24 protein-coding genes and 1 tRNA gene are annotated in these 26652 nt (G+C 61.6%); 15 read left to right on the top strand and 10 right to left on the bottom strand.

What is annotated here, in order from left to right:
- Positions 1 to 66: 66 nt before the first annotated feature.
- From rnt to RBH19_RS05680, 3 genes are all read right to left on the bottom strand, one after another.
- Positions 67 to 714 carry a ribonuclease T gene (rnt, locus tag RBH19_RS05690; RefSeq protein WP_306727857.1) on the bottom strand — a complete coding sequence of 216 codons (648 nt, stop codon included), beginning with the start codon at positions 712 to 714 and terminating at the stop codon, positions 67 to 69.
- Positions 714 to 1760 carry a dihydroorotase gene (gene pyrC, locus RBH19_RS05685; protein WP_306727856.1) on the bottom strand — a complete coding sequence of 349 codons (1047 nt, stop codon included), beginning with the start codon at positions 1758 to 1760 and terminating at the stop codon, positions 714 to 716. Before pyrC ends, rnt begins: the two co-directional genes overlap by 1 nt.
- 122 nt (positions 1761 to 1882) lie before the next feature.
- Complete coding sequence (locus RBH19_RS05680) at positions 1883 to 3421, bottom strand: M17 family metallopeptidase (RefSeq protein WP_306727855.1); 1539 nt, start codon at positions 3419 to 3421, stop codon at positions 1883 to 1885.
- 219 nt (positions 3422 to 3640) lie between these two features.
- Between RBH19_RS05680 and aceE the strand changes: the two genes are divergently transcribed.
- From aceE to lpdA, 3 genes are all read left to right on the top strand, one after another.
- Positions 3641 to 6307: a pyruvate dehydrogenase (acetyl-transferring), homodimeric type gene (aceE, locus tag RBH19_RS05675; RefSeq protein ID WP_306727854.1), complete on the top strand. Its 2667-nt coding sequence runs from the start codon at positions 3641 to 3643 to the stop codon at positions 6305 to 6307.
- A 46-nt stretch (positions 6308 to 6353) separates the two neighbouring features.
- Positions 6354 to 8063, top strand: coding sequence for a dihydrolipoyllysine-residue acetyltransferase (aceF, locus tag RBH19_RS05670; RefSeq protein ID WP_306727853.1), 1710 nt, complete (start codon positions 6354 to 6356; stop codon positions 8061 to 8063).
- Positions 8064 to 8202: 139 nt separating this feature from the next.
- Positions 8203 to 9981 carry a dihydrolipoyl dehydrogenase gene (lpdA, locus tag RBH19_RS05665; RefSeq protein WP_306727852.1) on the top strand — a complete coding sequence of 593 codons (1779 nt, stop codon included), beginning with the start codon at positions 8203 to 8205 and terminating at the stop codon, positions 9979 to 9981.
- A 33-nt stretch (positions 9982 to 10014) separates the two neighbouring features.
- Here the strand turns inward: lpdA and RBH19_RS05660 are convergent, their stop codons facing one another.
- Positions 10015 to 11205: an HD-GYP domain-containing protein gene (locus tag RBH19_RS05660; protein ID WP_306727851.1), complete on the bottom strand. Its 1191-nt coding sequence runs from the start codon at positions 11203 to 11205 to the stop codon at positions 10015 to 10017.
- 296 nt (positions 11206 to 11501) lie between these two features.
- Here RBH19_RS05660 and ribA point away from each other — a divergent pair, with 296 nt between their 5' ends.
- Entirely contained in the window at positions 11502 to 12137 is a 636-nt protein-coding gene (ribA, locus tag RBH19_RS05655) for a GTP cyclohydrolase II (protein ID WP_306727850.1), read from the top strand.
- Positions 12138 to 12240: 103 nt separating this feature from the next.
- A complete protein-coding gene (trhA, locus tag RBH19_RS05650; RefSeq protein ID WP_306727849.1) occupies positions 12241 to 12894 on the top strand; it encodes a PAQR family membrane homeostasis protein TrhA in 654 nt (217 codons plus the stop codon).
- A 39-nt stretch (positions 12895 to 12933) separates the two neighbouring features.
- Here the strand turns inward: trhA and RBH19_RS05645 are convergent, their stop codons facing one another.
- From RBH19_RS05645 to RBH19_RS05635, 3 genes are all read right to left on the bottom strand, one after another.
- The gene (locus RBH19_RS05645; protein WP_306727848.1) at positions 12934 to 13437 is read right to left on the bottom strand and encodes a GNAT family N-acetyltransferase; all 504 of its coding nucleotides are present in this window, start codon (positions 13435 to 13437) and stop codon (positions 12934 to 12936) included.
- 8 nt (positions 13438 to 13445) lie between these two features.
- Positions 13446 to 13994, bottom strand: coding sequence for an LOG family protein (locus tag RBH19_RS05640; protein ID WP_306727847.1), 549 nt, complete (start codon positions 13992 to 13994; stop codon positions 13446 to 13448).
- A gap of 283 nt (positions 13995 to 14277) precedes the next feature.
- Positions 14278 to 14544: a helix-turn-helix domain-containing protein gene (locus tag RBH19_RS05635; protein WP_306727846.1), complete on the bottom strand. Its 267-nt coding sequence runs from the start codon at positions 14542 to 14544 to the stop codon at positions 14278 to 14280.
- Positions 14545 to 14814: 270 nt separating this feature from the next.
- Between RBH19_RS05635 and RBH19_RS05630 the strand changes: the two genes are divergently transcribed.
- The 5 genes from RBH19_RS05630 to RBH19_RS05610 all read left to right on the top strand — a co-directional run bounded on the left by RBH19_RS05630 (position 14815) and on the right by RBH19_RS05610 (position 19646).
- Positions 14815 to 15456 carry an XRE family transcriptional regulator gene (locus tag RBH19_RS05630; protein WP_306727845.1) on the top strand — a complete coding sequence of 214 codons (642 nt, stop codon included), beginning with the start codon at positions 14815 to 14817 and terminating at the stop codon, positions 15454 to 15456.
- Between the two features lie 60 nt (positions 15457 to 15516).
- A complete protein-coding gene (locus RBH19_RS05625; RefSeq protein ID WP_306727844.1) occupies positions 15517 to 15726 on the top strand; it encodes a DUF3185 family protein in 210 nt (69 codons plus the stop codon).
- 329 nt (positions 15727 to 16055) lie between these two features.
- Entirely contained in the window at positions 16056 to 17453 is a 1398-nt protein-coding gene (locus tag RBH19_RS05620) for a DUF4397 domain-containing protein (RefSeq protein ID WP_306727843.1), read from the top strand.
- Positions 17454 to 17743: 290 nt separating this feature from the next.
- Positions 17744 to 19030, top strand: coding sequence for a conjugal transfer protein TraF (gene traF / locus RBH19_RS05615; protein WP_306727842.1), 1287 nt, complete (start codon positions 17744 to 17746; stop codon positions 19028 to 19030).
- The gene (locus RBH19_RS05610) at positions 19005 to 19646 is read left to right on the top strand and encodes a DJ-1/PfpI family protein (protein ID WP_306727841.1); all 642 of its coding nucleotides are present in this window, start codon (positions 19005 to 19007) and stop codon (positions 19644 to 19646) included. Before traF ends, RBH19_RS05610 begins: the two co-directional genes overlap by 26 nt.
- A gap of 89 nt (positions 19647 to 19735) precedes the next feature.
- On the opposite strand, the gene fdxA is transcribed toward RBH19_RS05610, so the two are convergent.
- From fdxA to RBH19_RS05595, 3 genes are all read right to left on the bottom strand, one after another.
- Complete coding sequence (gene fdxA, locus RBH19_RS05605) at positions 19736 to 20059, bottom strand: ferredoxin FdxA (protein WP_306727840.1); 324 nt, start codon at positions 20057 to 20059, stop codon at positions 19736 to 19738.
- A gap of 84 nt (positions 20060 to 20143) precedes the next feature.
- Positions 20144 to 20686: an NUDIX hydrolase gene (locus RBH19_RS05600; RefSeq protein ID WP_306727839.1), complete on the bottom strand. Its 543-nt coding sequence runs from the start codon at positions 20684 to 20686 to the stop codon at positions 20144 to 20146.
- Between the two features lie 26 nt (positions 20687 to 20712).
- A tRNA-Leu gene (locus tag RBH19_RS05595) sits at positions 20713 to 20799 on the bottom strand.
- 102 nt (positions 20800 to 20901) lie between these two features.
- Between RBH19_RS05595 and queA the strand changes: the two genes are divergently transcribed.
- The 5 genes from queA to secF all read left to right on the top strand — a co-directional run bounded on the left by queA (position 20902) and on the right by secF (position 26418).
- Positions 20902 to 21927, top strand: a complete 1026-nt coding sequence (gene queA, locus RBH19_RS05590; protein ID WP_306727838.1) for a tRNA preQ1(34) S-adenosylmethionine ribosyltransferase-isomerase QueA — start codon at positions 20902 to 20904, stop codon at positions 21925 to 21927.
- An 85-nt stretch (positions 21928 to 22012) separates the two neighbouring features.
- Positions 22013 to 23128: a tRNA guanosine(34) transglycosylase Tgt gene (gene tgt / locus RBH19_RS05585; protein WP_306727837.1), complete on the top strand. Its 1116-nt coding sequence runs from the start codon at positions 22013 to 22015 to the stop codon at positions 23126 to 23128.
- A gap of 63 nt (positions 23129 to 23191) precedes the next feature.
- The gene (gene yajC, locus RBH19_RS05580; protein WP_306727836.1) at positions 23192 to 23518 is read left to right on the top strand and encodes a preprotein translocase subunit YajC; all 327 of its coding nucleotides are present in this window, start codon (positions 23192 to 23194) and stop codon (positions 23516 to 23518) included.
- A 46-nt stretch (positions 23519 to 23564) separates the two neighbouring features.
- Positions 23565 to 25418 (top strand): protein translocase subunit SecD, encoded by a 1854-nt coding sequence (secD, locus tag RBH19_RS05575; protein WP_306727835.1) that lies wholly within the window; start codon positions 23565 to 23567, stop codon positions 25416 to 25418.
- Positions 25419 to 25434: 16 nt separating this feature from the next.
- Positions 25435 to 26418, top strand: a complete 984-nt coding sequence (gene secF, locus RBH19_RS05570; protein ID WP_306727834.1) for a protein translocase subunit SecF — start codon at positions 25435 to 25437, stop codon at positions 26416 to 26418.
- Positions 26419 to 26652 lie beyond the last annotated feature (234 nt).

Here is a 26652-nt window from a genome sequence, read left to right as displayed (position 1 = left end):
CCTTGCCCCACCCCGAGTGGTCATGCGCCGGCTGCAGGGCGCCCGGGGTGGGCTCTTTCGACGGCACTAGTTGCCAATGGCTTCTTCGTACTGATCGCGAAATCGATTGACGATTTGGCAGAACAGTTCCGCCGTTTGTTCGGCATCGTAGGCCGCCGAATGGGCGGCGCTCTCATCCCAGCTCAGACCGGCGGCATGGGCGGCTCTGCGCAGAACCGTCTGCCCAAAGGCTACGCCACCCAGGGTGGCGGTGTCGAAACTTGAGAAGGGATGGAAAGGGTTGCGCTTGATGCCGGCCCGTTCCACGGCGGCATTCATGAACTGCAGGTCGAACCAGCTGTTGTGCCCCACCAGGATGGCCCGGGTGCAGCCGGTTTCCTTGACCTGGCCGCGAACCTGCTTGAAAAGTCGGCCGAGGGCGTCCCGTTCATCCATGGCCGGGCGAAGGGGATGATCCGGGTCGATGCCGGTGACTTCCAGTGCCGCCGGCTCGATGTTCGCGCCTGGAAACGGCCGCACGTGGTAGCGGTAGGTCTCGCCCCGATAGAGCTCCCCTTCGTCGTTCATGTGCAGCAGCACGCCGGCGATTTCCAGCAGGGCATCGGTGGCGGGGTTGAAGCCGCCGGTCTCCACATCCACCACCACCGGGAGAAAGCTGCGAAAGCGGTCGGCAATGCGTGGGCCGTTGTTTTCCAGTCGTTGTTCCTCGCTCATCAGGGCTCCAGTCGGCTTGAGGTCCAGGCCACACTTTCGCCAGCACGGAAAGGAATGACGATTTCCTTTCCACCCATGGGCAGCTGATCCGGAACACTCTTGTCCTTGCGCTCCAGACGAACCGAGCCCTTGTTCCGGGGCAGACCGTAGAAATCCGCGCCGTTGAAACTGGCGAAGGCTTCCAGATTCTCGAGTTTCCCGGCCCGGTCGAAGACTTCCGCGTAAAGTTCCAGGGCGGTATGTGCCGAGTAGATGCCGGCGCAGCCACAGGCTGATTCCTTGGCGCCCTTCGGATGTGGCGCACTGTCCGTCCCAAGGAAGAATTTGGGAGAGCCACCGGTGGCGGCACTGACCAGGGCGCGACGGTCTTCCTCCCGTTTCAGTACCGGCAGGCAGAAATGATGAGGACGCAGCCCGCCCCGAAAGAGTGCGTTGCGGTTTTCCAGGAGATGCTGGGGAGTGATGGTGGCCCCGACCCGCAACGGCGCGGATTCAACGAACTCCACCGCTTCCCGCGTGGTGATGTGCTCGAAGACCACCCTCAGGGGCGCGAAGTCTTCCACCACCCGGCTGAGCACTTCATCGATGAACCGCTTCTCGCGATCAAAAAAATCCACTTCATGTCGTGTGACTTCCCCATGCACCAGCAGGGGAATGTCGTAATCGGCCATGGCATCCAGGGCCGGGCGCACATGCCGGATATCGGTGACACCGGAATCCGAATTGGTGGTGGCACCGGCCGGATACAGCTTGAAGGCATGAATATCGGGATGATCGGCCGCCGCCCTGACAGTTTCCTCGCTGGTGTTGTCCGTGAGGTAGAGCGTCAACAGCGGGCGAAAGCCGCTGTCTGACGGTGTCGCGGCGAGAATGCGGTCCCTGTAGGCCTCGGCCTGTTCCACCGTGGTGATGGGTGGCTGCAGGTTGGGCATGATGATGGCACGGCCAAAGATGCGAGCGGTTTCCGGTACCACGGCCTTCATGGCCTCACCATCACGCACATGCAGATGCCAGTCGTCCGGCCGGGTAATCTCGAGTTGATCCATGAGCGTTACGGATTCCTGCTGATCATCGGGACGGCCATTGTAACAGCCGCGCCAATGCATCGCTGAAGCGCCGCTGACGGTCGTCTGACGGTCGTCCTGTCGTGGCAATCGCAAGTGGACGGTCACCCGGTCGTCTGATCAGAGAGCTCCTGGTTGTCTTGCAGGAAATGCATCCATTCCACGCCGAAGCGTACTCCGAAGCCGGTAATGTCCGTGCCGATGTGTCCCAGCCCGCCCTTGCGGTGGCCGGCAGAGAGATCCACATGAACCCAGGGGATATCCGTGCCCACGAAGCGGCCGAGAAAGCGGGCGGCATAGAGATGATCCGCTTCTGCGGGGGGGCGGCACTGGAGAACATCTGCGACACCGGATTCGAGATCCTCGTCGTAGTCTTCGGCATAGGGCAGGGGCCAGACACGCTCGCCCGTACGTTGGCCACAGTCAAGCAGGGGCTGAATCCAGTCCGGGCGGTTGCTGATGGCACCACTGATGCGATGGCCCAGCGCGGTCACGCAACTGCCGGTAAGCGTCGCGTAATCGAGAATGGCGCGTGGCCGTTCCCGACGGGCCAGAGCCAGGGTGTCGGCCAGTACCATGCGACCCTCGGCATCGGTATTGACGATTTCGATGGTGGTGCCGTCCACGGCCGTGACCACATCATTGGGTTTGGCTGCCCGGGAACCGATGTGATTCTCCGCCAGGGCCAGCCAGCAGTCCACCGGCTGGGTGAAGCCAAGGCGGCTGAGGGCAAGCAGACTGCCCAGAGCCACCGCGCTTCCTTGCATGTCGCCATGCATGCCGTACATGCCGTCCGCACTCTTGAGATTGGTGCCGCCGGTATCGAAGCAGATGCCCTTGCCCACCAGTGTAAAGGGTTGGCCGCTCGCCCCGCTGGGACGATATTGGAGGTGCAGAATGCCCGCATCCTCGGTCGGGCTCGCTTCCACGACCGACAGGAAGGCTCCGGCCCCCAGACGCCGCAGTTCCTTCACGCCGAGAAAACGGCTTGTCCAGCCTTCCCGTTCTGCCAGTGTCTCGGCCAGTTCCCGGTAACGGCCGGGGGTCAGGTGATTGGGCGGCAGGTGGGTCAGCCAGCGGGCCAGATTGTTGCCTTCCGCCGTGGCTTCGGCCCGATGAATATCGGGGGCACCCAGGTTGCCGAACAGTGTCAGCGCTTCCGCGGCGGCTGGGTCCTTTGGTGGTTTACCCAGCTTCGGCAGGGGAAACCGGGCGGCCAGCAGCGCGGCGACGGCGGCTTCCGCCAGGCGCTCGGCCGGACGCGCGTGCATGCCGCAATTGATCAGGGCGATGGCCTGCGGGTGATCATCCATCAGGCCGGCCATGGCTTTTCGCATCAGATTGAGCGCCCCGAAGGTGTCGATCCGGTCACTCACCCGAAGCAGTGCCAGGCGGGCCTCGCCGGCCGAAAGGAAAAAGGGGCCGCTGCCCTCCGGTGATTGTGCCAGGCGAGCCTGCGCACGCTTCGCAATGGACGTCGGCAGGTGGTGGCCCGCGCCGTTCGCCGTTTGAAATCCGCCCGCCTCGCCGTCAGCGTCCATGATCAGGATCATGGCATCAAATTCCCGGATTCTGTTCTCATCCGGCAGGCTTGTGTCCTGTTTTATCTGGATTTTCGGACATTCGGGCAATACCGTCGACATGGCTGAATCCTTGACCTTGAGAGGGTAAAAAACGATCATAGCGCCTGTTTGAAGCAGGCGGCGAGGCTGGCCTTCGGGACGGGCCTGCCGTCTTGCCATGCCCGAATCAGCCTTCCCCGCGCATTCCGCGGCCCCGCGGCCCCGGTAATGCTGCCACCCGGCATCCTACGCCAGGGCGCCGGAGATTGAAGCAAATTCCTTCGTACAAGGACCTATTTCATGGCGGACAACGAACGATTCAAAGATGTGGACCCGGAAGAGACCCGGGAGTGGATTGAGTCACTGGAATCCGCTCTCGCCATCCATGGTCCCGAGCGCGCGCACTATCTGCTCGAGCAGCTCATTGACCATGCCCGTCGTTCCGGGGCCTATTTGCCCTACCGGCCCAATACGGCCTATCTGAACACCATTCCCACCGCGCGTGAACCGGGCTACCCCGGCGATCGGGAGATGGAAAAGCGCATCGAGGCCATGATCCGCTGGAATGCCATGGCCATGGTGGTGCACGCCAACCGCAAGGGTACCGAGCTGGGCGGTCATATCGCCAGTTATGCTTCTTCGGCCATTCTCTATGAGGTGGGTTTCAACCACTTCTGGCGGGCGCCCAGTGAGGATCATCCGGGTGACAAGGTCTATATCCAGGGCCATTCCTCCCCGGGGATCTATGCCCGCAGCTACCTGGAAGGCCGCCTCAGCGAGGAGCAGCTGCTGCATTTCCGCGAGGATGTGGGCGGCAAGGGCATCACTTCCTATCCCCACCCCTGGTTGATGCCCGATTACTGGCAGTTCCCCACCGTATCCATGGGGCTTGGCCCCATCATGGGTATCTATCACGCCCGCTACATGCGTTATCTGGAGCACCGTGGCCTGATCGATGCCAAGGACGCCAAGGTCTGGTGTTTCCTGGGTGACGGGGAAATGGATGAGCCGGAATCCCTGGGCGCCATCAGCCTGGCCGCCCGCGAGGGCCTGGACAATCTCATCTTCGTGGTCAACTGCAATCTGCAGCGCCTGGATGGTCCGGTGCGCGGCAACGGCAAGATCATCCAGGAGCTGGAGGCCGACTTCCTCGGCTCCGGCTGGAATGTAATCAAGGTGATCTGGGGCAATCGCTGGGATCCCCTGCTGGAGAAGGACACCCAGGGTCTGCTGCGCCGGCGCATGGAAGAAGCCGTGGACGGCGAATACCAGAACTTCAAGGCCAAGGGCGGCGCCTACACCCGCGAGTATTTCTTCGGCAAGTATCCCGAGCTGAAGGAAATGGTCGCCAATATGTCCGATGAGGAAATCTGGCGCCTGAATCGAGGGGGGCATGATGCCCGCAAGGTCTACGCCGCCTATCACGCCGCCACCCGTCACAAGGGCCAGCCGACGGTCATTCTGGCCAAGACGGTCAAGGGCTTTGGCATGGGCAAGGCGGCCGAGGCGAAGAACATCGCTCACCAGCAGAAAAAGCTCGGTGAAGAAGACCTCAAGTATTACCGTGACCGTCTGAACCTGCCGATCTCGGACGAAAAGATCAATGACGTGCCGATCTATCGGCCCAAGGAAGACAGTCCCGAGATCAAGTACATGAAGGGGCGGCGCAAGAAGCTGGGCGGTTACCTGCCGGCCCGCGAGGATCGCTCGCCGAAACTTGAAATCCCGGCCATCGATATCTTCAAGCAGTATCTCAATGGCACGGATCGCGAGATTTCCACCACCATGGCCTTCGTGCGCATGCTCACTTCACTCACGAAGGACAAGAAGATCGGCAAGTACATCGTGCCCATCATTCCCGATGAGGCGCGGACCTTCGGCATGGACGGCCTGTTCCGTCAGCTGGGCATCTATAGCTCCGTGGGGCAGCTTTATGAACCCCAGGATGCCGACCAGCTGATGTTCTACAAGGAAGACAAGAAGGGGCAGATCCTCCAGGAAGGCATTACCGAGGCCGGTGCCATGTCCTCCTGGGTGGCCGCAGCCACTGCACCAGCCAACTGGGGTGTGCCCACCATTCCCTTCTACAGCTACTACTCCATGTTCGGTTTCCAGCGCATTGGCGACTTTGCCTGGGCGGCCGGGGACATGCAGGCCCGTGGCTTCCTCATGGGGGGAACCGCCGGTCGTACCACGCTGAATGGGGAGGGCCTTCAGCACCAGGACGGTCACAGTCACATCCTGAGTTCGACCATCCCCAATTGCGTGTCCTACGATCCCACCTTCGCCTATGAAATGGCGGTGGTGGTGCATGACGGCCTCAAGCGCATGTACGAAGACAAGGAAAACGTCTTCTACTACATCACCATGATGAACGAGAACTATGCCCATCCGGCCATGCCGGAGGGAGCGGAGGAAGGCATCCGCAAGGGCCTCTACCTTTTCCGTCAGGGTGACAAGCGCAAGAAGAAACGGGTTCAGTTGCTGGGTTCGGGCACCATCTTCCGGGAAGTCATTGCTGCCGCCGAATTGCTGGAAGAGGATTTCGGTGTTGCCGCGGATATCTGGAGCGCCCCCAGCTTTACCGAATTGCGTCGTGACGGCATGGACGTGGATCGCTGGAATCGTCTGCACCCGGATGCGAAGAAGCCACGCCGTTCCTGGGTGGAAAAGCAGATGGAAGGCTTCGACGGCCCGGCCGTGGCGGCAACGGATTACATCCGCGCCTTCCCGGACCAGATTCGTCCCTGGATGAATCGTCGTTACCTGACTCTGGGTACCGATGGCTATGGTCGCAGCGACAGTCGCGAGAATCTGCGTCGCTTCTTCGAAGTCAACCGTTACCACGTTGCCATCGCGGCCCTGAAGGCCCTGGCCGATGAAGGTCAGCTTGATGGCAAGAAAGTGGCCGAGGCGATCAAGAAATATGGCATCGACCCGGATGCGCCCAACCCCGTCACGGTGTGACGGGAGGCTGCAAGGGACAGGCTGGGCCGGCTCGAAACCGGTATAAATGAAATTTGGATACAACCTGGAAAAAGGCAACCCCATGGCGGACAAGATCCAAGTCAAGGTCCCGGACATCGGTGATTTCGATGCGGTCGAGGTCATCGATGTGCTGGTGTCGGAGGGTGACAGTGTCGAGGCCGAAGACGGCCTGATTACGCTGGAAACCGACAAGGCGGCGATGGATGTGCCGGCGCCGGAGGCGGGCAAGGTGGTCAGTCTGAAGGTATCCGCCGGCGACAAGGTTGCTGAAGGAACGGTCATTGCTGAACTGGAGGTTGCCGGAGACGGGGGTTCGGATGAAGGCGCCTCTGCTGACGATCGTGATTCGGGCGACGCCGGAGAAAGCGAAGCGTCCGCGACGGATGCGCCGAGTGAAGAGGCATCCGGCGACCGGGAAAAGGCCGCCCCGGCGGGTGAAAGAAAGGAAGTCGAGATTACCGTTCCCGATATCGGTGACTTCGACGAGGTCGAGCTGATCGACGTGCTGGTGTCGGAAGGTGATGAGGTCGAGGAAGAGCAGGGTATCGTCACCCTGGAAACCGACAAGGCCGCCATGGATGTACCCGCGCCCCACGCCGGAACCATCAAGTCCGTGAAGGTCAAGGCCGGTGACAAGGTTTCCGAAGGCAGTGTGGTTGCGGTGATGGAAGCCCTGGTGGGCGGTGGCGAGAGTGAAGCCGCCGCCGATAGCGCGTCATCTGAGTCTGTCGCCCCGGCGACGACCGGGAAGGGTGAGGTGGTAGCGACCGAAACCAGGGACACGGCCGGCACTGACAAGCGCGCCGACCGGGGCTCCCTGCAGGCCATAGACGAGTCCGGTTTCGCCAAGGCCCATGCCACGCCATCGGTGCGCCGATTCGCCCGGGAGCTGGGCGCCGATCTGGTCAAGATTCACGGTTCCGGCTACAAGGGCCGCATCACCCATGAGGACGTCAAGAAATGGGTGAAGTCCCAGCTGCGGGGTGCCGGCGGTGGCGCCGGTCTGCCCCAGGTGCCGGAGATCGATCACTCCAAATTCGGTGATGTGGAACGGGTGCCGCTGGGCCGCATCAAGAAGATATCCGGTCCCCGCCTGCAGGCCAGCTGGGTCAATGCGCCTCATGTCACCCAGCACGACGATGCCGACATCACGAAAATGGATGCCGTGCGCAAGGCGCTCAAGTCCGACGCCGAATCCATGGGCATCAAGATGACACCGCTGGCCTTCATCATGAAGGCCTGTGTGCACGCCCTGAGGGAATTCCCCGATTTCAACAGTTCGCTGGACCCGGATGGCGAACACCTGATCATGAAAAAGTACTTCCATCTGGGCTTCGCCGCGGACACCCCCAATGGTCTGGTGGTGCCCGTGATTCGGGACGTGGACGAGAAGAATGTCTTCGATGTGGCCCGGGAACTGGGTGAGCTGGCGGAAAAGGCCCGCAACGGCAAGCTGCAGCAGAAGCACATGCAGGGCGCCTGCTTCACTGTCTCCAGTCTTGGCGGTATCGGAGGTACGGCCTTCACGCCGATCGTCAATGCACCGGAGGTGGCCATTCTCGGTGTCTCCAAGGCCGAGATGAAGCCGGTCTGGAACGGCCAGGACTTCGAGCCACGCCTGACGCTGCCCCTGTCCCTGTCCTATGACCATCGGGTCATCGACGGCGCCGCCGCCGCCCGCTTCACCCGTTACCTGGCGGATGTCCTGGCCGATTGCCGGAATCTGGTGATGTAAGAAAGGAAAGCTTCAAGCTACAAGTCCCAAGCTACAAGCAGGCACTGCCAGCTTGTAGCTTGCAGCTTGTCACTTGAAGCTGGACCAACTCGAAGCCCGTTCATCGGAATTTGAACACAAACTGGAAGAAGGCACTCCCATGGCCGACAAGATCCAAGTCAAGGTCCCCGACATTGGCGATTTCGATGAAGTTGAAGTCATCGACGTGCTGGTGTCCGAGGGTGACAGTGTGGAGGCCGAAGAGGGCCTGATCACTCTTGAGACCGACAAGGCCGCCATGGATGTGCCGGCGCCGGAGGCGGGCACGGTGGTGAGTGTCAAGGTGAGTGCCGGTGACAAGGTCTCGGAAGGGACGGTGATTGCCGAGCTGGAGGGGGCGAGTGCATCCTCGGGCGACAGCGACAGCGACAGCGACAGCGACAGCGACAGCGACAACGACAACGACAACGACAACGACAACGACAACGACCAGGGGACGGCGGCGGGAGCTTATGCTGGCAAGGCCGACAAGCATTGCGATCTGCTGGTGCTGGGTTCGGGGCCCGGGGGATACACGGCGGCGTTCCGGGCGGCGGATCTGGGGCTGAAGGTGATTCTGGTGGAGCGCTACGAATCCATTGGTGGTGTCTGCCTGAACGTGGGCTGTATTCCCTCCAAGGCCCTGCTGCATGCGGGCAAGGTCATCGATGAAGCCGCCGCCATGGCCGACCATGGCGTGGATTTCGGGAAACCCAAGATCGATCGCGGCAAACTGCGTGAATGGAAAAACCAGGTCATCGGCAAGCTGACCGGGGGTCTGGCCGGTCTGGCCAGAAAGCGCAAGGTGGAGATCGTGACCGGAAGCGGTCGTTTTGCCGACGATCATCATGTGGTGACCGAGAAGGACGGCAAGGAAACAGTCATTCATTTTGACAAGGCCGTGATTGCAGTAGGCTCGCAGCCGGTGGAACTGCCTTTCATTCCCCATGATGATCCGCGGGTGATGGATTCCACCGATGCCCTGGAGCTGGAAGAACTGCCGAAGAAGATGCTGGTGGTCGGTGGCGGCATCATTGGCCTGGAAATGGCCAACGTCTACGCCGCCCTGGGCGTGGAAATCGATGTGGTCGAGCTTACCGATCAGCTGATGCCGGGGGCGGACAAGGATATCGTCAAACCCTTCCACAAGCATGTGGCGAAACGCTACGGCCGCATCATGACGGGAACGAAGGCCAGCAAGTTCGAGGCGCACAAGCAAGGCATCAAGGTCACCTTCGAGGGCGAGGATGTGCCCGGGCCCACCTATTACGGGCGGATTCTGGTGGCCGTGGGGCGTGCCCCCAACGGCGGGCGAATCGATGCCGACAAGGCTGGCGTGAACGTGGACGAGCGAGGCTTCATTGCCGTGGATCGTCAGATGCGGACCAACGTGGAGCATATCTTCGCCATCGGCGATGTGGTCGGCCAGCCCATGCTGGCCCACAAGGCCACTCATGAAGGCAAGGTGGCGGCCGAGGTGGCCGCCGGGCAGAAGTCCCATTTTGATGCCCGCGTCATCCCCTCGGTGGCCTATACCGATCCCGAGGTGGCCTGGGTGGGTTTGACTGAAAGCGAGGCGAAGAAGGACGGGATTCCTTACGAGGTCGGCAGCTTCCCCTGGGCGGCCAGTGGCCGCGCCCTGTCGCTGGGCCGCGATGAAGGCATCACGAAGTTGCTGTTTGACCCGAAAACGGATCGCCTGCTGGGCGGTGCCGCCGTGGGCCCGAACGCCGGTGAACTGATCGCCGAAATGGCCCTGGCCATCGAGATGGGCGCGGATGCCACTGACATCGGGCTGACGGTGCACCCCCATCCGACACTCAGTGAAACAGTGGCCTTCAGTGCGGAAGCCTTCGAGGGCACCCTGACGGATCTCTACGTTCCCAAACGAAAGAAATAGGATTCCGCCGCCGGCTCATTCCGGTGGCGAGGGTCAACTGGCGAGCAGCTGCCCGGTAATGTCCTGCATGATCCGGGCGTGCTGCCTGTTGGCGGGCAGCGGCCCCGCAATTCGCTGGCCGGGGCCCGCCTGGCTGGTATCCATCAAGGCCAGCCGGCCTGGCCTGGAGCCATCGGCCTGGCGATAGATCACGACAAAGGGCTTCAGACGCGCTTGCGGTCGGCTGCCCACCACCATGCCCCAGGCGCCGTTCTCCAGGGCGACATCGGTTCCGGGCGGGTAGATGCCCAGAATTCGGGTCAGGTGATCGGCCAGTTCCTTTCCCCACCGTCCCGGTGCCATCCGGGTGACCTGTATCAATGCCTCATGGCCATTCAGGGCCGGCGTTCTCGGCCAGTCGGATGTCATTGCGTCATAGGCGTTGGCGATCCCGAGAATCCGGTAGGGCAGGCGAACGTTGTCTGCCTTCAAGCGATCCGGGAAGCCCTCGCCATCCAGCCGCTCCTGATGGTTTCGAATAATGGACAGCACCTCGGGATCCAGACCGCTGTTTCTCAGCATTGCCGCACTGTCCGCGGGATAGGCGCGGATCTTTTCCCAGTCATCGATCTTGAGATTCGGTTTGCTGAAGACCAGTGACGCATCCATGTTGAGCTTGCCGACTTCGTGCAACAGGGCGGCGATGGCCAGGGCAGCCTGGCTTCGGTTGGGGAGACCCAGCTGATGACCCAGCAGCAGGGACAGGCAGCAGCAATTCACGCTGTGCTCCACCAGGCGGTCGTCGTAGTCGTGGATGGCCATGAGCCAGAGCATGGCGTCGGTATGATTCAGCATCTCACGATCCAGGCGGGCAATGATCGGGCTCAGTCCCGACAGATCCACTGGCAGACGTTCCTGAAGCCGCACCATCAGGCTGGAAAGCATCCCCAGCGCCGTATCGCGAGCCTGGCTGGCAGAACGAAAGCGGACGCGGAGGTCATCGAGGAAGGGTATCCGTTCACTCGGCAGGGGTGTGCCGGCGGGAACGGCCACCTGGCTGCGTTGCCGATCCACCCAGACATGACGGCAATACTGGCGCAGAGTGGCGATTTCATCGTCACTTTGAATTTCGAATCCCTGAAACGGAAAGGGAGTGTCCGTCCAGGGTCGATCCAGCTGGCTGACATAATGCCCGCGGACGAGTGCCTCCACCGGCATTTTCATCAGGTGCCTGGTATCCGTCATTTTCTTCCGCCCCCCGCGTCTTTCGGTCAGCCGGTGGGCCAACCCCGGGAAACGCGTCCCGGCTTCCGTGCATGCCTTTGTGTCTGCACACCCTTGTGATGCCTGCCCCCAGTATCGGGGCTTATGTAACATATTTCCGAATCAACAGACAGGCGGCACTCATTGTCGGCGGAACGGTGTCAACCATTGGTCTGCCGATGAGCGGCGTCGGCCCGGTTCGGCGGATTCCGGTAGAATGGCGCCCCTGATCAGCGCCCGCTTTTGCCGGGCAATCGTCCCACAGCCCTGGCAATACCATGAACAGCGAATCGGATCGCACAGCGAATCTCTCCGTCAGCCACCAGAGTCATTGCCGCATGCCGACGCGGCATGGTTGTTTTCGAATGCATGTATTCGAGGAACAGGGCAGTGGTCGCGAGCATGTGGCCCTGGTCATGGGTGAGCCGGAGTGTGCCGACGCCGTGCTGTGCCGGGTTCATTCCGAATGCCTGACCGGCGAGGTGCTGGGCAGCCTGCGTTGTGATTGTGGCAGTCAGCTGGATGATGCCATGCACCGCATAGCCGAGGCCGGTTGCGGCGTGCTGGTCTACTTGCGCCAGGAAGGCCGGGGAATCGGACTGACCGAAAAGATTCGTGCCTATGCCCTGCAGGATGAGGGTCTGGATACGGTTGAAGCCAATGAAAGACTCGGATTCGACGCGGATCTGCGCCAGTACGGTCCGGCCGCGGAGATTCTGCGCTGGCTGGGCGTTTCCAGAATCCGCTTGATGACCAACAATCCGGCCAAGCTGGCGGCCCTGCGGGCGGAAGGGGTGGAAGTGGCCCGGCGGGAAGCCATTATCGCGGATCCGAATGCCCACAATGAGGGGTACCTGAATACCAAGCGGCTACGCATGGGGCACTTGTTCGAGCCGGACAACAGTCAATCCTGAGCCGGTTCAGCGGTATTTCAATGGGGAAAATTCATGCTAGCATCAGCATGAAACGACCGTTTGAATTGCCCGGTGAACGTTCATTCCTCGCGAGGTACCCACAGTGAGTTCGAAGGTCAATCCCGAGTTGGATGCGCGGGAGGAGCTGGCCAATGCCCTGACTCATGGTCTCGGGGCCGTGGCCAGTGCCATCGGTGGCGTCGTGCTCGTGGTATTGGCCGCCATCCATGCAGGTCTGCTGGAGGCACTGACAGCGGCCGTGTTCGCGGTTTCCCTGGTCGTGCTGTACCTGGCGTCAACCCTGTACCATTCGGCGCGTCACCCGCTGGTTCGCTATCGTCTTAAGATTCTGGATCACTGTGCCATCTTTCTGCTGATCGCGGGAACCTATACCCCCTTCACTCTGGTCGGTCTGGGCGGCGCCTGGGGCTGGTCCCTGTTCGGGGTGATCTGGAGTCTGGCAGCGCTGGGGATTGTCCTGAAACTCTTTTTCACCGGCCGCTTCCGGCTGCTGTCGACCGCCACCTACGTGGTCATGGGGTGGCTGGCGATCATTGCCTTCGTGCCCATGACGCAGCAGCTGCACCCCGCGGCGCTCACCTGGCTGATCATCGGTGGTGTCACCTATACGGCCGGGACGATTTTCTACCACAATCATCGCATTCCCTATGCCCATGCCGTCTGGCATCTGTTCGTGCTGGGCGGCAGTGTCTGCCATTTCGCGGCGGTCAGCCTGCAGTTCTTTGCCACCGGGTAGGGATTCACAACTGGTGTGCCAGGCGGATATGGCCTTTGCTCACTCAATCGAGGGTGATCGTCTTTCCAGCAGCAGGGTATCGCGCCAGCTTCCGTTCATTCTTGCGATCTTCTCCCTGAGCCCCACTTCACGGAATCCATGGGCGGCGAACAGCCGCCGGCTGCCGAGGTTCTCGGGAAACACGATCGCCTGCAGGGTCCACATTGCCTGGTGTTCCCCATGGCGAATCAGGTGGTCGAGCACCTGATGACCGAGGCCGTGACCGCGCGCCCGGTCACGAACGTAGAGCTGCACTTCGGCCACTCCCCGGTAGCAGGCTCGTCGGCTGGTGGGGGCCAGCGCACCCCAGGCGAGGATGTCTCCATTGTCCGCTTCGATGACATGAACGGAATCGGCGTGCTTGCCGTCCAGCCAGTCCGGCCAGTCGCGCGGTACACTGGCATCCGTTTCGAAGCTGGCCTGGCCGGTGGCGATGCCCTGCAGGAAAATGTCCCGCATCTGTGGCCAGTCGGCTGCTTGTGCCTTTCGCAGTGGATGACTCATGACGAAAATCACCCTTGGTTCGGGGTGTTCAGGGCGGACAGGGCATCCTCGACGGATCGACACAGGATCAGGGCAGTCAGGTCACCTCCCCGCAGAAAGCCTTCCCCGTCCGCCTGCTTCATCCAGTCCAGAAGGGGGCGATAGTAGTCATTCTCGTCAATCAGCAGCATGGGTTTGCAGTGCAGGCCCAGCTGTCGCCAGGTCAGCACCTCGAACAGTTCATCCAGCGTGCCGAGGCCGCCGGGCAGCGTCAGAAAGGCATCTGAAAGATCAATCATCCGCTGCTTGCGGGTGAGCATGTCGGTCACCACTTCCAGCCGGGTCAGGCCGCCGTGTCCGGCTTCGACATTGACCAGGTTTTCGGGGATGACACCAATCACCTCGCCGCCGGCCTCCAGTGCTGCATCGGCCAACAGGCCCATCATGCCCACGTGGCCGCCGCCATAGACCAGCGTGTGACCGGATTCAGCGAGCGCGCGTCCCAGCCGGCTGGCGAGGGCGCCATAGCCGCTGCCCCGGCCGGTACGGGAGCCGCAGAATACACAGATATTCGCCACTGCATCCTTCCCTGCGAAAATGAACCGTCATTCTAGCAGCCGCTCTCAATACCCGTTCCAGACAGCATCCTTGGCTCCGCGAGTTCCTAGGTCAATGTGTCCCATTCCCGGAAAAAGTCTATCCTGACGTGGTAAAGGCTTTATGATTGGGGTTTGGCGGGCGCGACGGAATTTGTCCCTGTGACCTGCGCATTATTATCCGCGTGCTGATAGAATTAGATCGCGGGTAATCGCTTGTCGGCAGGGCGGTCGGTTGGCCTCGGGCATTCAGCCGGAGTGAGAGTCAGTCGGTGGCGGTCTGTTTGCGAGGCCGGCCTAGCGGGCGATTGGGGCGGCCGGCCTCATCGTAGCGTTCCGGCCAGAGCTGTTCGGGGCGAAGGCCAAGGGCATCGGCAATGGCGCGTTCCATTCTCGGGTACGGTTTTCGCAGTGCCAGAGTGGCGGCGTCTCGTGACACACCCTGGTCCCGTGCAACCTGGGCCAGGGAGGAACCGCGCAGGCGCAGTTGGTACTTGATCCACTCACGCCGTTGCCGACTGTCTTGGGGCATTGATGAAGGGTCGATGAATAGCATGATGTTATTGGCAGCCGCTTGCCGCTAGGTGAGGCAGTATCTTGCCAAGGTTTGCGTGACATTACCAGTAGGCTCCGGTAATTGGATTCAATGCGCTCATTTGGCCGTGAGAGGTCGAATTGATACGGGCGATAGGAGCCTTCAATCAAGGCATCGGTCTACCGGGCAGGCCATGCCATCATGGAAGCGCCAGGGATAGAGCGACATCGGTCGCGCCAGTCTCAAGCGGAGACACAGGAGTATTGCATGCTCAAGGCACGCCTCAGACGCTGTGCAGAACTTGTTGGTAATGGCGCCAGTCTCGCGCGCGCCACCGGAATTCCTCGCCGGACGCTGGAGACCTATCTGTCGGGCATTGCCGAACCCAAGGCATCCCGCCTGAATCGGATTGCCAGAGCGGCGGGTGTCTCTGGACATTGGTTGCTGACCGGTGTAGGGCCGGAGCGGCCGGATGATGAGACCGCCGTGGCGGAATTCGTCGCCATCGAACGCCCTGCGGTGGGCCAGGTCGGCGACGTGGTGACCAGTGGCGGGGATGAAGCGGGTTACAGTCGCATCGCATTTCAGCGTGACTGGCTGCGACGCAATGGCTGGACGGAAGACGCGCTGCGCCTGGTGGAAACCCGGGGCGACGGGATGGCGCCCACCGTACACGATGGATCCCTGCTGCTGGTGGATACGTCCCTGGATGACATCCGTGAAGAGGGTGTCTATGTGCTGGAAGGGCAGGATGCCTTGATGGTGCGCCGCATCCAGTTCGATCTGGAGGGTGGCGTGATCGCAACCAGCGACAATCCGGCCTATCGCGAGCAATACCTGCAAAGGGAACGAGCCGGAGACCTGGCCGTATTCGGCAAGGTGGTGTGGGTGGGCAATCCGCTCTCCTGAACGGATCTGGACAGACCTGCTATGTTTCCGGGGAGGTTTAACCACCCAAGGAGACCTTCCATGCCACTTCCCAGAATCATCGGAATCATTCTGATCGCCGTGGGTATCGCCCTGTTGTTCTTCGGCTGGCAGGCCAGCGAGTCAGTCGGAGAGCAATTGCGGGAAGAACTCACTGGCCGTTACAGTGACCAGACCATGTGGTACCTCATCGGTGGCGGCGCGGCCGTCATTGGGGGACTCTTGCTGGCCATCTTCGGCGTTCGACGCTGACTTCCGCCTCCATCTGCTTGCCCCGGCAGGGTATTCCCCTGCCGGGATGTCTGCCTGTGCCTGTCGGATTGTTCCTGTACGCGCTCGCGGCTGAGACCGCCGGGAGGGCGGTTTTCCGCCTTATGTGAAACCATCGCCGCGATAGGTTGTATAAATATCGTATAAAAAATAAATGCTTATTATTCCGGTTGGTAGGTCAGAATGAAATAGTTACGTATCAGTCTTGTATATTTCTTGTTCATGGGCTAGTTTTGATTCTGCTGGCAAGGCAATCGCCTTGCGCAGGTTCGTGACCAGTGACCCGTAATGGGTGGAGGTGTGAGATGGGCTTGAGCAGAAAGGTTCTTTCCTTGCTGATCCTGGGGCTTTTTGCAATGGCAGCCACTGGCTGTTTCAGCAGCTCCAGCAGCAGTGATCCCGATCGCCCGGGCGGCGGTGATGACAATGGCAACGGTGAGGCAACGGCCGAAGTCCGGGCGTTCCATGCATCGCCGGACGCCGGCAATGTGGATGTCTACGTGAATGGGGATCGGGTGCTGGAAGATGTGTCCTTCCCGGCGGCCAGTCCCTATCTGGAAGTGCCAGCAGCCGAACTGACCGTGCAGATTGTCCCGGCCGGTGGCGACCTGGCTGATGCCGTGATCGAGGAAACCGTCACCCCGAGCGAAGGAGGGCAGTTCAGCTTCATTGTCTGGGGCTCGGTGGAGGCCGGGAATCTGGCCACAGCGGTGCTGGACGACGGTAACGACGGTGTCGCCGACGGTTTCGTGAAGATCCGGCCCGCACACCTTGCCGTGGGGGCACCGGAAGTGGATCTCTATGTGACCGCGATTGATGCGGATCTGTCCGAGGCGCAGCCGGTGGCGGCCGGTCTCGAATTCGGCGATATTGCCGACGCCTATATCGAGGCGCCGGCCGAGGTCAGTCGCCTGCGTGTCACCGTCGCAGGTACCACGGATGTGGTGTATGACTATGTGGCCGACTTTCCCCAGTTCGCGGGCGCTTCCCTGCTGGCGGCCGCCCTCAACACCGATCAGGGCTTTTCGCCCATTCTGATCGGTGCTGCCACGGGGTCCGACAGTCTGCCCTTCATTCCGCTGATTGACCAACAGGCCGAACTGCGAGTGGTGCATGGCAGCCCCGATGCCGGTCCGGTGGATGTGGAAGCGAGCATTGACGGGGGCGATACCTGGGTAACTCTTGTGGAAGGCCTCGAGTACTTCACGCAGACCGGGTATGTCCGTGTTCTGGGTGAGCTGGACTACGATGTCCGCGTGCTGGATGCCGATGGCAATATCGCGGCCGAACTGGAGCTCTCACCGGGAGCCGGCAATGCCTACTCCGTGTTTGCGCTGGGCAGTGTCGGTGCCGGCAACATTACCTTCCTGGCGGAAGGTGATCTGACGGCGCCGGTGGAAGAGGGGCAGTTCGCCCTGCGCGCCGTGCATGGCATCGCCACCGGCCCCACGGTCAACGTGGAAGCCGATGGCGCGGCCGTCATTGAGGATCTGGAAGAACGGACCGCCAGTGGTTTCGGGGAATTCCCCGCAGCCAGTTATGAAGTGGAGGTGGTTACCGCCAGTGGCGGTGACAACGTGATCGGTCCACTGACCGTCGAGTTTGCGTCCACGGCCGTGTACACCGCCGTCGCCCTTCCGGAAGACGCGGAAGGCAACGCCGGCAACACGCTTTGGCTGATCGAGGACCGGATTTCCGCGGACGACTGAGCGCTTGAGTCAGTAACGAGTGTCAGGGCCGGCGCCTTTCGGGGTGCCGGCCTTTCTGCATTCCCTCCCGGCGGTCGATGCGTCGACGCCGCCCATCACCTGCCCATTCCTTTCTGCGCAAGAGTTGCCATAATTGAGATACGATTCACCTTATGTAGCATCAATGGAGCCCGGATATGTGTGCCATGAAAGCCCGTTCCGCTGTCTTGCTCGCCACAGCCACATGCTTGGCAATTCCGGCCGTTTCCCTGGCTGAACCCTACCTTCCTTCGGATCCCAGGGCGCTTTCCATGGGTGGAGCCTCCACGGCGACGGCACATGGACCCAATTCGGTACTTTACAATCCGGCTCTTGCTTCACCCAGGCTTCGTCGTTACAGCACGGGCATCACTCTCGCCACCGTCGGGGGCTCTGTCGCGGATCGCGAGGAGTTCATTGATGCATTCGATGAGTTCGATGACTCCAACATCGTCGATCGCATCGAGGTGGATCTGCGCGCCTTCAACGATACTTTCGGCATGATCCGAACCCGGATCGACAATGACGAGTACAACACCAGTGATGAACTTCAGGCTGATATTGACCTTCTCTCACAGGATTTGAACGTGGTGGACATGACCCGTGAGGAGCTCAAGGAGCTGGTGGGTAACATGTCCGATAAACCGGTCACCTTTGAATTGCGCGGCTCCGGTGCGTTCGGGACCCGGATCGGCAGCTGGGGTACCGGCCTGCATTATCAGTCCCGCGCCTACGGGGGCGGGGCTTTCCTGCTGGATGACGCGGATTTTGATCTCGTGGACTCGGTTTTTGGTGAAGCGGCCGGGATTGTTGGCTGCCTTGAAGATGCGGCCGATGGCAATGGTGTGGACGATCAGCGCCTGCAGGAATGTCGTGATCTCGATTTGCCGGATGAACAGACGGCTGACAACTTCCTCTCGGAGTTCCAGTTTCAGGGCGCGGTGCTGAGTGAGTTCGGTCTGACGCTGGCCAGGGATTTCAATGTCGGCGGGCGCACCCTGGCCGTCGGCTTCACGCCCAAGCAGGTGGAAGTCAGTACCTATGATTACATCGTCCGGGTGCAGGACGAGGACGATGTGGATATTGAAGATCGGGAGCAGACCCACAGCAATGTGAACCTGGATCTCGGCTTCGCCATGCCCATCACCGAGCAGCTGCGGATCGGGGCCAGTATCCGCAACCTTCTGTCGCAAAGCTATGGCACCGTGGAGGGCAATGAGATTCGTCTGGAGCCGCAGGTTCGGGTGGGGGTGAGCTACGACCGGCGTTTCTACACCCTGGCGGCGGATCTGGATCTGACCGAGAACAGACCCATGGGCTTTGGTCCCGAGACCCGCTTTCTGGCGCTCGGCGGTGAACTTCACCCCCTTTCCTGGCTTCACCTCCGGGCCGGTTACCGCTTCAATCTGGCTTCCTCGGACCTGATCGATGATGTGGCCTCAGTCGGTTTCGGACTCTCGCCCGGGCCCTTGCAGTTCGACGTGGGCGTGGCCGGCAATGACAACGAGGTCGCCGGCTATCTGCAGTTTGGCTTTGTCTTCGGAGCCCGGCATTACTGAGGTGGTGCGGGAATCGGAACGACGCGTCGGCATTCTTGTTTTCGATGGCGTCGAGGTGCTGGATTTCGCCGGCCCCTTCGAGGTCTTCTCCGTTGCCCGTCGCGGCTCGGATCATTCACCGGATACCGTTTCTCCCTGCCCTCCGGTTCTGATGGCGCCGCAGGCCGGGAATGTGTGTACCACCGGTGGCATGAACATCAGGGTGGATCATTCCATCGATTCGGTGTGCGGCCTCCATGCCCTGGTGATTCCCGGGGGGTATGGTGTGCGCGCCCTGATGGGAAACCCCCGTCTGCTCGATTGGCTGCGTGCCAGCGCGGTCGAGAGCCTGTTGATGATGTCGGTGTGTACCGGTGCGGGGGTTCTGGCACGCGCCGGCCTGCTTCGTGGCCGGCGGGTGACCACCCATCACCGTTATCTGGACTGGCTGTCCGAGCTTGAGCCGGATTGTGAAGTGGTGGCAGATCAGCGCTTCGTGGACGCAGGGGATCTGATTACCGCCGGCGGGATTTCGGCCGGAATCGACGCGGCCCTGCACCTGCTTGAGCGTTGGGAGGGAACAGCTGTTGCCGAGGAAACGGCGCGTTATATGGAGTACCGGCGCCAGCCCGTCTGATTACCGCTTCCCGTTTTTCCGTGACGCAAAAAAAAACCGCCGCAAATGAATTTGCGGCGGTTTTGATAATCCTTGCAATGCCGGGACGATCAGCGCTCCAGCATATCCAGCTTTCCGGGTTTGCCGTCCCAGTCGTCGGCATCCTCCGGCGGCTCCTTCTTTTCGGTCAGCACCGGCCAGTCCCGGGAAAGCTCTTCATTGAGTTCCAGGAAATGCTCCTGACCGTCCGGCAGATCGTCTTCCGAGAAAATCGCCTCGGCCGGGCATTCCGGCTCGCACAGGGTGCAGTCGATGCACTCCTCGGGGTCGATCACCAGCATATTGGGGCCCTCATGGAAACAGTCCACCGGGCACACCTCCACGCAGTCGGTGTATTTGCACTTGATGCAGTTTTCAGTGACGACGTAGGTCATGAGGTCTGGCTCCCCTGACGAGGGTGAAACGTGTTCAATCGGAAGACGCGTATTGTGCCACAAGTGGCGGGCGGGGGCAGGGGGCTATCGTCCGACCGGCTTGCGCACGTCCTGAATGTGAAACCCGTCCAGACCACGATCCAGGTCATCGAAGTATTGCTCAAGGCAGAAGCGCACGCTGGGAAATGCCAGTGAATCCCAGGGGATCTCCTGACGCGTGAACAGCCCGGTTTCCAGGCTCTCCCGGCCCGGAGCGAAGCGTCCATCCACCAGTTCACCACGATACATCAGGTGCACCTGGTTGACGTGCACCACATGGCTCATGGACAGGGCGCTGCCAACGCGAACCTCGGCGCAGGCCTCTTCGCGGGTTTCCCGCGCCGCCCCTTCCCGGGTGGTCTCATCGTTTTCGAGAAAGCCCGCCGGAACCGTCCAGTAACCGTGCCGGGGCTCGATGGCCCGCCGGCAGAGCAGGATGCGATCTTCCCAGACGGGTACGCAGCCAACCACCAGCAGAGGGTTGCGGTAATGAATGGTGCCGCATTGCTCGCAGACGAAGCGGGGCAGATCATCGCCCTCGGGGATCAGGACACTGACGGGATGGGCGCATTCGGAGCAGAATTTCATCGGAATCCGGTGAACACTGGGAAGAATGGTGCCCGGGGTCGGACTCGAACCGACACGGCCTCGCGGCCGGGGGATTTTGAATCCCCTGCGTCTACCAATTTCGCCACCCGGGCAGGCGGCGGGCAGATTATCATGTCTTGGCCGTCGATGTCTCGATGTCAGCGGTTCTTCCCCGCTCAGCGATCGTGGTCGGGGAGTGGTAGAATCCGCCCGCCATGAAACGTCGCAGCGACTATCATTTCCATCTTCCCGAAGCGCTCATCGCCCAGCAGCCTCTGCCGGAGCGTTCGGCCAGCCGTCTGCTGTGTCTGGACGGGGCCAGCGGCGAGATTCATGACCGCCACTTCCGGGAACTGCCCGAACTGCTCGCCCCCGGTGATCTTCTGGTCTTCAATGACACCCGGGTCATTCCGGCCCGCCTGTACGGCCGCAAGGCCAGTGGTGGCCGGGTTGAGATCCTGGTGGAACGGGTCATTGCCGCCGATCGCTGTCTTGCCCATGTGCGCGCCAGCAAGTCGCCGCGCCCGGGCAGTGAGATTCGGGTTGGTGACGATGCCCGCATTGAAGTGACAGGGCGGCAGGACGCCCTGTTCGAGCTCCGTCTTCTGGAAGGCAGCCTCTCGGCACTGCTGGAACGGGAAGGCCACATGCCGCTGCCGCCCTATATCCAGCGCGAGGATTGCAGCGAGGATCAGGAGCGCTACCAGACGGTGTATGCGGCGGCACCCGGCGCCGTGGCAGCCCCCACGGCGGGACTGCACTTTGACCAGCCCCTGCTGGCCAGGCTTCGGGCGCGGGGGGTGGAAGAGGCTCGGGTGACCCTGCATGTGGGGGCTGGCACCTTTCAGCCAGTGCGGGTGGACGATCTGGACGATCACCAGATGCACAGCGAGTGGCTGTCCGTCAGTGAGGCCACCTGTAAGGCCATTCGAGCCACCCGCGCTCGCGGCGGCCGGGTGGTCGCGGTGGGCACCACGGCGGTTCGTTCCCTGGAAACCGCCGCCGCCGGGGGTGAGATCAGGCCCTACGAGGGGGAAACGCGGCTGTTCATTCGGCCGGGCTATCGCTTCCGGGTGGTGGATCGCCTGATCACGAATTTTCATTTGCCGGAATCCACGCTGCTCATGCTGGTCTGCGCCTTTTCCGGCTATCCGCAGACCATGGCGGCCTATCGCCATGCAGTGGATTCCGCCTACCGTTTTTTCAGCTATGGCGACGCCATGTTGCTGGATCCGGCTTGATATCGCCGCCTGAGTCCCCAAGTCCAGGGGAGCATCGGCATTGGCGGCCGGGTGCCGATGGGTCACCCTGGAAAGGAGTGTTTTCTTGCAATTCGAACTGCTGAAACAGGACGGCCGCGCCCGCCTGGGCAAGCTGCGTTTCGAGCGTGGCGAGATCGATACACCGGCGTTCATGCCCGTGGGTACCTACGGCACGGTCAAGGCCATGCTCCCGGAGGAGCTCAGCGAGCTCGGTGCCCAGATCATTCTCGGCAACACCTTTCATCTCATGCTGCGCCCCGGCACGGAGGTGATCCGCCGTCACGGTGACCTGCACGATTTCATGAACTGGCAGGGGCCGATTCTCACTGATTCGGGCGGCTTTCAGGTCTTCAGTCTGGCCGAACGGCGCAAGATCACCGAAGCCGGCGTCGAGTTTGCCTCGCCCGTGGATGGATCGCGGGTGTTTCTGGGCCCGGAGGAGTCCATGCAGGTCCAGCGCGAACTGGGCTCGGACATCGTCATGATCTTTGACGAATGCACGCCTTTCCCCGCCACCCGGCAGGCCGCGCAGAGTTCCATGGAGCTCTCCCTGCGCTGGGCCAGACGCTCGAAGGAGGCCCACGGGGACAACCCCTCGGCCCTGTTCGGCATTGTCCAGGGCGGCATGTATGGGGATCTGCGTCAGCGTTCCCTCGAAGGGTTGCTGGAGATCGGCTTTGATGGCTATGCCATCGGTGGACTGTCGGTGGGGGAGACCAAGCCTGAGCGTGATGCCGTTCTCGACACACTGGATCCCCTGCTGCCCGGCGATCGGCCCCGTTACCTGATGGGCGTGGGCACGCCGGAGGATCTGGTGGAATGCGTTCGTCGCGGCATCGACATGTTCGATTGTGTCATGCCCACCCGCAATGCCCGCACCGGTTTCCTGTTTACCCATGAGGGCATCGTCAAGATCCGAAATGCCCGCCATCGGGAAGACACCGGCCCCCTGGATCCCCATTGCGATTGTTACACCTGCACGCACTATAGCCGGGCCTATCTGCGCCACCTGGACAAGTGTGGGGAAGTGCTGTCGGCGCGGCTGAACACCATTCACAATCTGCATTACTACCAGCGTCTGATGCGGAAAATGCGGGAAGCGATCAAGTCTGGTACCTTTGGGGGTTTTGTCGCCGACTTTTACGACCGTTTGGGCAAGCCGGTTCCGCCCCTGGACTGAATCGCCCGAGGGGCCTGGTTTTATTGTCTTTTAAATCAGTTAGTTAAATCGAGGATAACTGTTATGGATTTCTTCATTGCCAGTGCCTATGCCCAGGATGCCGCTGCGGAAGGCAACCCCTGGTTCAGCCTCGTCTTCATGGGCCTGATCATCGTCCTGTTCTACTTCCTTCTCATTCGGCCCCAGACCAAGCGCCAAAAGGAACACCGCCAGATGGTGGATGCGCTCAAGGAAGGTGATGAGGTGGTGACCCAGGGCGGCATTCTCGGTCGCATTGACAAGGTGGACGAGCAATTCGTGACCCTGAACGTTGGTGGCGGCCAGAAGCTGCAGATCCAGCGTCACGCCGTTGGCTCGCTGGTGCCGAAGGGCACCTTCGAGGACAAGTAATCCCGCAGCCTGAGGCTGCGCCCAGTCGAAATCCGGGTAGCACATCATGATCAACAAGTTTCCGGCCTGGAAAAACCTGCTGGTGGTGGCGGTTCTTGCCGTGGGCACGGCACTCGCCCTGCCCAATATCTTTGGCGAGGATCCGGCCGTCCAGATCAGTGGTACCGAGCGCGCCGAGCTCAATCAGGACGCCAGAGACCGCATCCTGAGAATCCTTGAGGAAGAAGAAGGGCTGAGCCCTCACCGCCATGGGATGGAAGAGGGCCAGTTCGTGGTTCGCTTCGCCAGCGGGGAGGAGCAGGATCGCGCTCAGCTCCGTCTGCGGGCCGAACTGGGCCGTGACTTTCAGGTGGCGGTCTATCAGGCGCCGGCCATGCCGGACTGGATGCGCAACCTGGGTTTCCAGACCATGAATCTCGGCCTGGATCTGCGTGGCGGGGTGCATTTCCTGCTGCAGGTGGACATGGATGCCGTGGTGGAGCAGGCCGTCGAGCGCTTCGACGGCAACATCCGCACACTCCTGCGTGATGACCGGATCCGCTACACCGGCATTGAGCGGGAAGAGCGCGGGCTCACCATCAGCCTGCGTGATGCGGATCAGCGCGAGGCCACCATTCGCCGCATCAGCCGCGAGTTTCCCGAGCTGAACCTCAGTGCCGGCGAACGCCCCGAAGTGATCGTGGTGCGCATCAGCGATGAAGAAATCGAGGACGCCAAGCGAAATGCCCTGGAGCAGAACCGCACCACCCTGCGCAATCGCGTGGATGAACTGGGCGTGGCTGAACCGCTGGTGCAGCGCCAGAATCCGGACCGCATCGTGGTTCAGTTGCCCGGCGTGCAGGACACCACCCGAGCCAAGGACATTCTCGGCGCCACCGCACAGCTCGAGTTCCGCCTGGTGGACGAGGACAACGATCCCTACCGGGCCCAGGAAACGGGCCGGGTACCGGTGGGTTCCCGTCTCTACCAGCATCGGGACGGATACCCCGTTCTGCTGCGACGGGATGTGATTGCCACGGGTGACCAGCTGACCGGTGCGGGCACCGGCTTTGACCAGGAAACCGGGCGGCCCATGGTAACGGTGAACCTGGATTCCCAGGGTGGCCGCCGCATGGGTGAAACCACCCGCGAGAACCTGGGCCGGGGCATGGCCGTGGTCTATCGCGAGCGAATCACCGAGACCCGCATTGAGAACGGCGAGGAGGTCCGGGAGTCCCGCGAGGTGGAAGAGGTCATCAGCGTGGCCACCATCCAGGGCATCTTCAGTAACCGTTTCCGGATCACGGGGCTGGAAAGCGAACAGGCCCGCAACCTGGCACTGCTGCTGCGTGCCGGCGCTCTGGCGGCCCCGGTGGATATCATCGAGGAGCGCACCGTGGGTGCCAGCCTGGGTGCCGACAACATCCAGGCCGGCATCATGGCCATCAGCTTCGGTTTCCTGCTGGTGGTGCTGTTCATGCTGGTCTACTACAAGGTCTTCGGCCTGGTGGCCAATTTCGCCCTGTTCTTCAACCTGGTGATGGTGGTCGGCCTCCTGTCCGCCCTGCAGGCCACCCTGACCCTGCCGGGCATCGCCGGCATCGTGCTCACGGTGGGCATGGCCGTGGACGCCAACGTGCTGATCTTCGAGCGAATACGCGAGGAACTGAAGGCCGGCAATACGCCACAGGCGGCCATTCATGCCGGCTACGAGAAGGCCTTCTCCACCATCGCCGATGCCAACGTGACCACGCTGATTGCCGCCATCGTGCTGTTCAGCTTTGGAACCGGGCCCATTCAGGGCTTTGCCATTACCCTGTCGCTGGGCATCATCTGTTCCATGTTTACCGCCATCCTCGGCACCCGGGCCGTGATCAACCTGATCTACGGTGGTCGTCCGGTGAAGGCCCTGGCCATCTGATGCGGAGAAAGAACTGATGGATTTCTTCAAGAAAGAGACGCACATCGACTTTGTCGGCCGGCGCAAGCGCATCCCCGCCATGGTCCTGTCCGTGGTACTGATGGTCGTTGCCATCGCCGCCCTTGGCGTGAAGGGGCTGAACTTCGGGATCGATTTCACCGGTGGTTTCGTGGTGGAGGTGGGTTATCCCGAAGCCAAGGAAGTGGCCACCGTCCGCACCACCCTGGTGGAAGCCGGCTTCGAGGAAGCGGTGGTGACCACCTTCGGCACCGATCGGGAAATCCTGATTCGCCTCGGGCCGGAAACCGGCGGGGTTGAGGCCGGTGAAGGCGAAGACGCCATGGCGGCCCAGGCCATGGTCAGCGACCGGGTGCTGGCAGCCCTGCGTGACCAGAACCCGGAGGTGGAAATGCGCCGGGTGGAGTTTGTCGGCCCTCAGGTGGGTGCCGAGCTGGTGGAACAGGGTGCCCTGGCGGTGCTGTTCGCCCTGATTGGCATCCTCATTTACGTGGCTTTTCGCTTCCAGTACAAGATGGCGCCCGGTGCCATTGCCTGTCTGGTTCACGATGTGGTCATCGTGCTGGGGGTGTTTGCCATTACCCAGATCCAGTTCGACCTGAGTGTGCTGGCGGCCATCCTGGCGGTGATCGGTTACTCACTCAATGACACCATCGTGTTGTTCGACCGGGTGCGGGAGAACTTCCCCAAGATGCGCAAGGCCGATGCCATCGACGTCACCAACCGTTCCGTCAACCAGATGCTGTCGCGAACAGTGGTTACCAGTGGTACCACCCTGCTGGTGTTGCTGTCACTGCTCAATTTCGGGGGTGAGGTGATCTTCGGTTTCGCCCTGGCCCTGACGGTGGGTGTGGTCGTGGGTACCTACTCGTCCATCTACGTGGCGGGCACCACATTGATCCTCATGAATCTCAATCGTGAGGATCTTCTGCCGCCGAAGAAGGAAGAAGACGGCGAGGCCGCGCCGTACTCGCAGCCCTGATTCCTGGCTGCTGCAGGCAACAAAAAAGCCCCCGCCTAGGCGGGGGCTTTTTTTAGGTTCTTCGCGGAAAAGCGGGGAGGGCCGAGCGGTTAGGGGCGTCGGGTTGGTGGGGGCGTGCCCGGAACCGCCGCAAGTACGTCCCTGTAGGCTGCGAAATCAACGTCCTGTTGATTACGCTTCCGGGCACGCCCCCACCAACCCGACGAATCACCGCTCTGGAAAGGGTCTTGGTGG

The organism is Natronospira bacteriovora (genome assembly GCF_030848495.1).
Taxonomy (GTDB): domain Bacteria; phylum Pseudomonadota; class Gammaproteobacteria; order Natronospirales; family Natronospiraceae; genus Natronospira; species Natronospira bacteriovora.
Note: the sequence above shows the minus strand (reverse complement) of the source record. Positions and strands in the feature narration are given on the sequence as shown.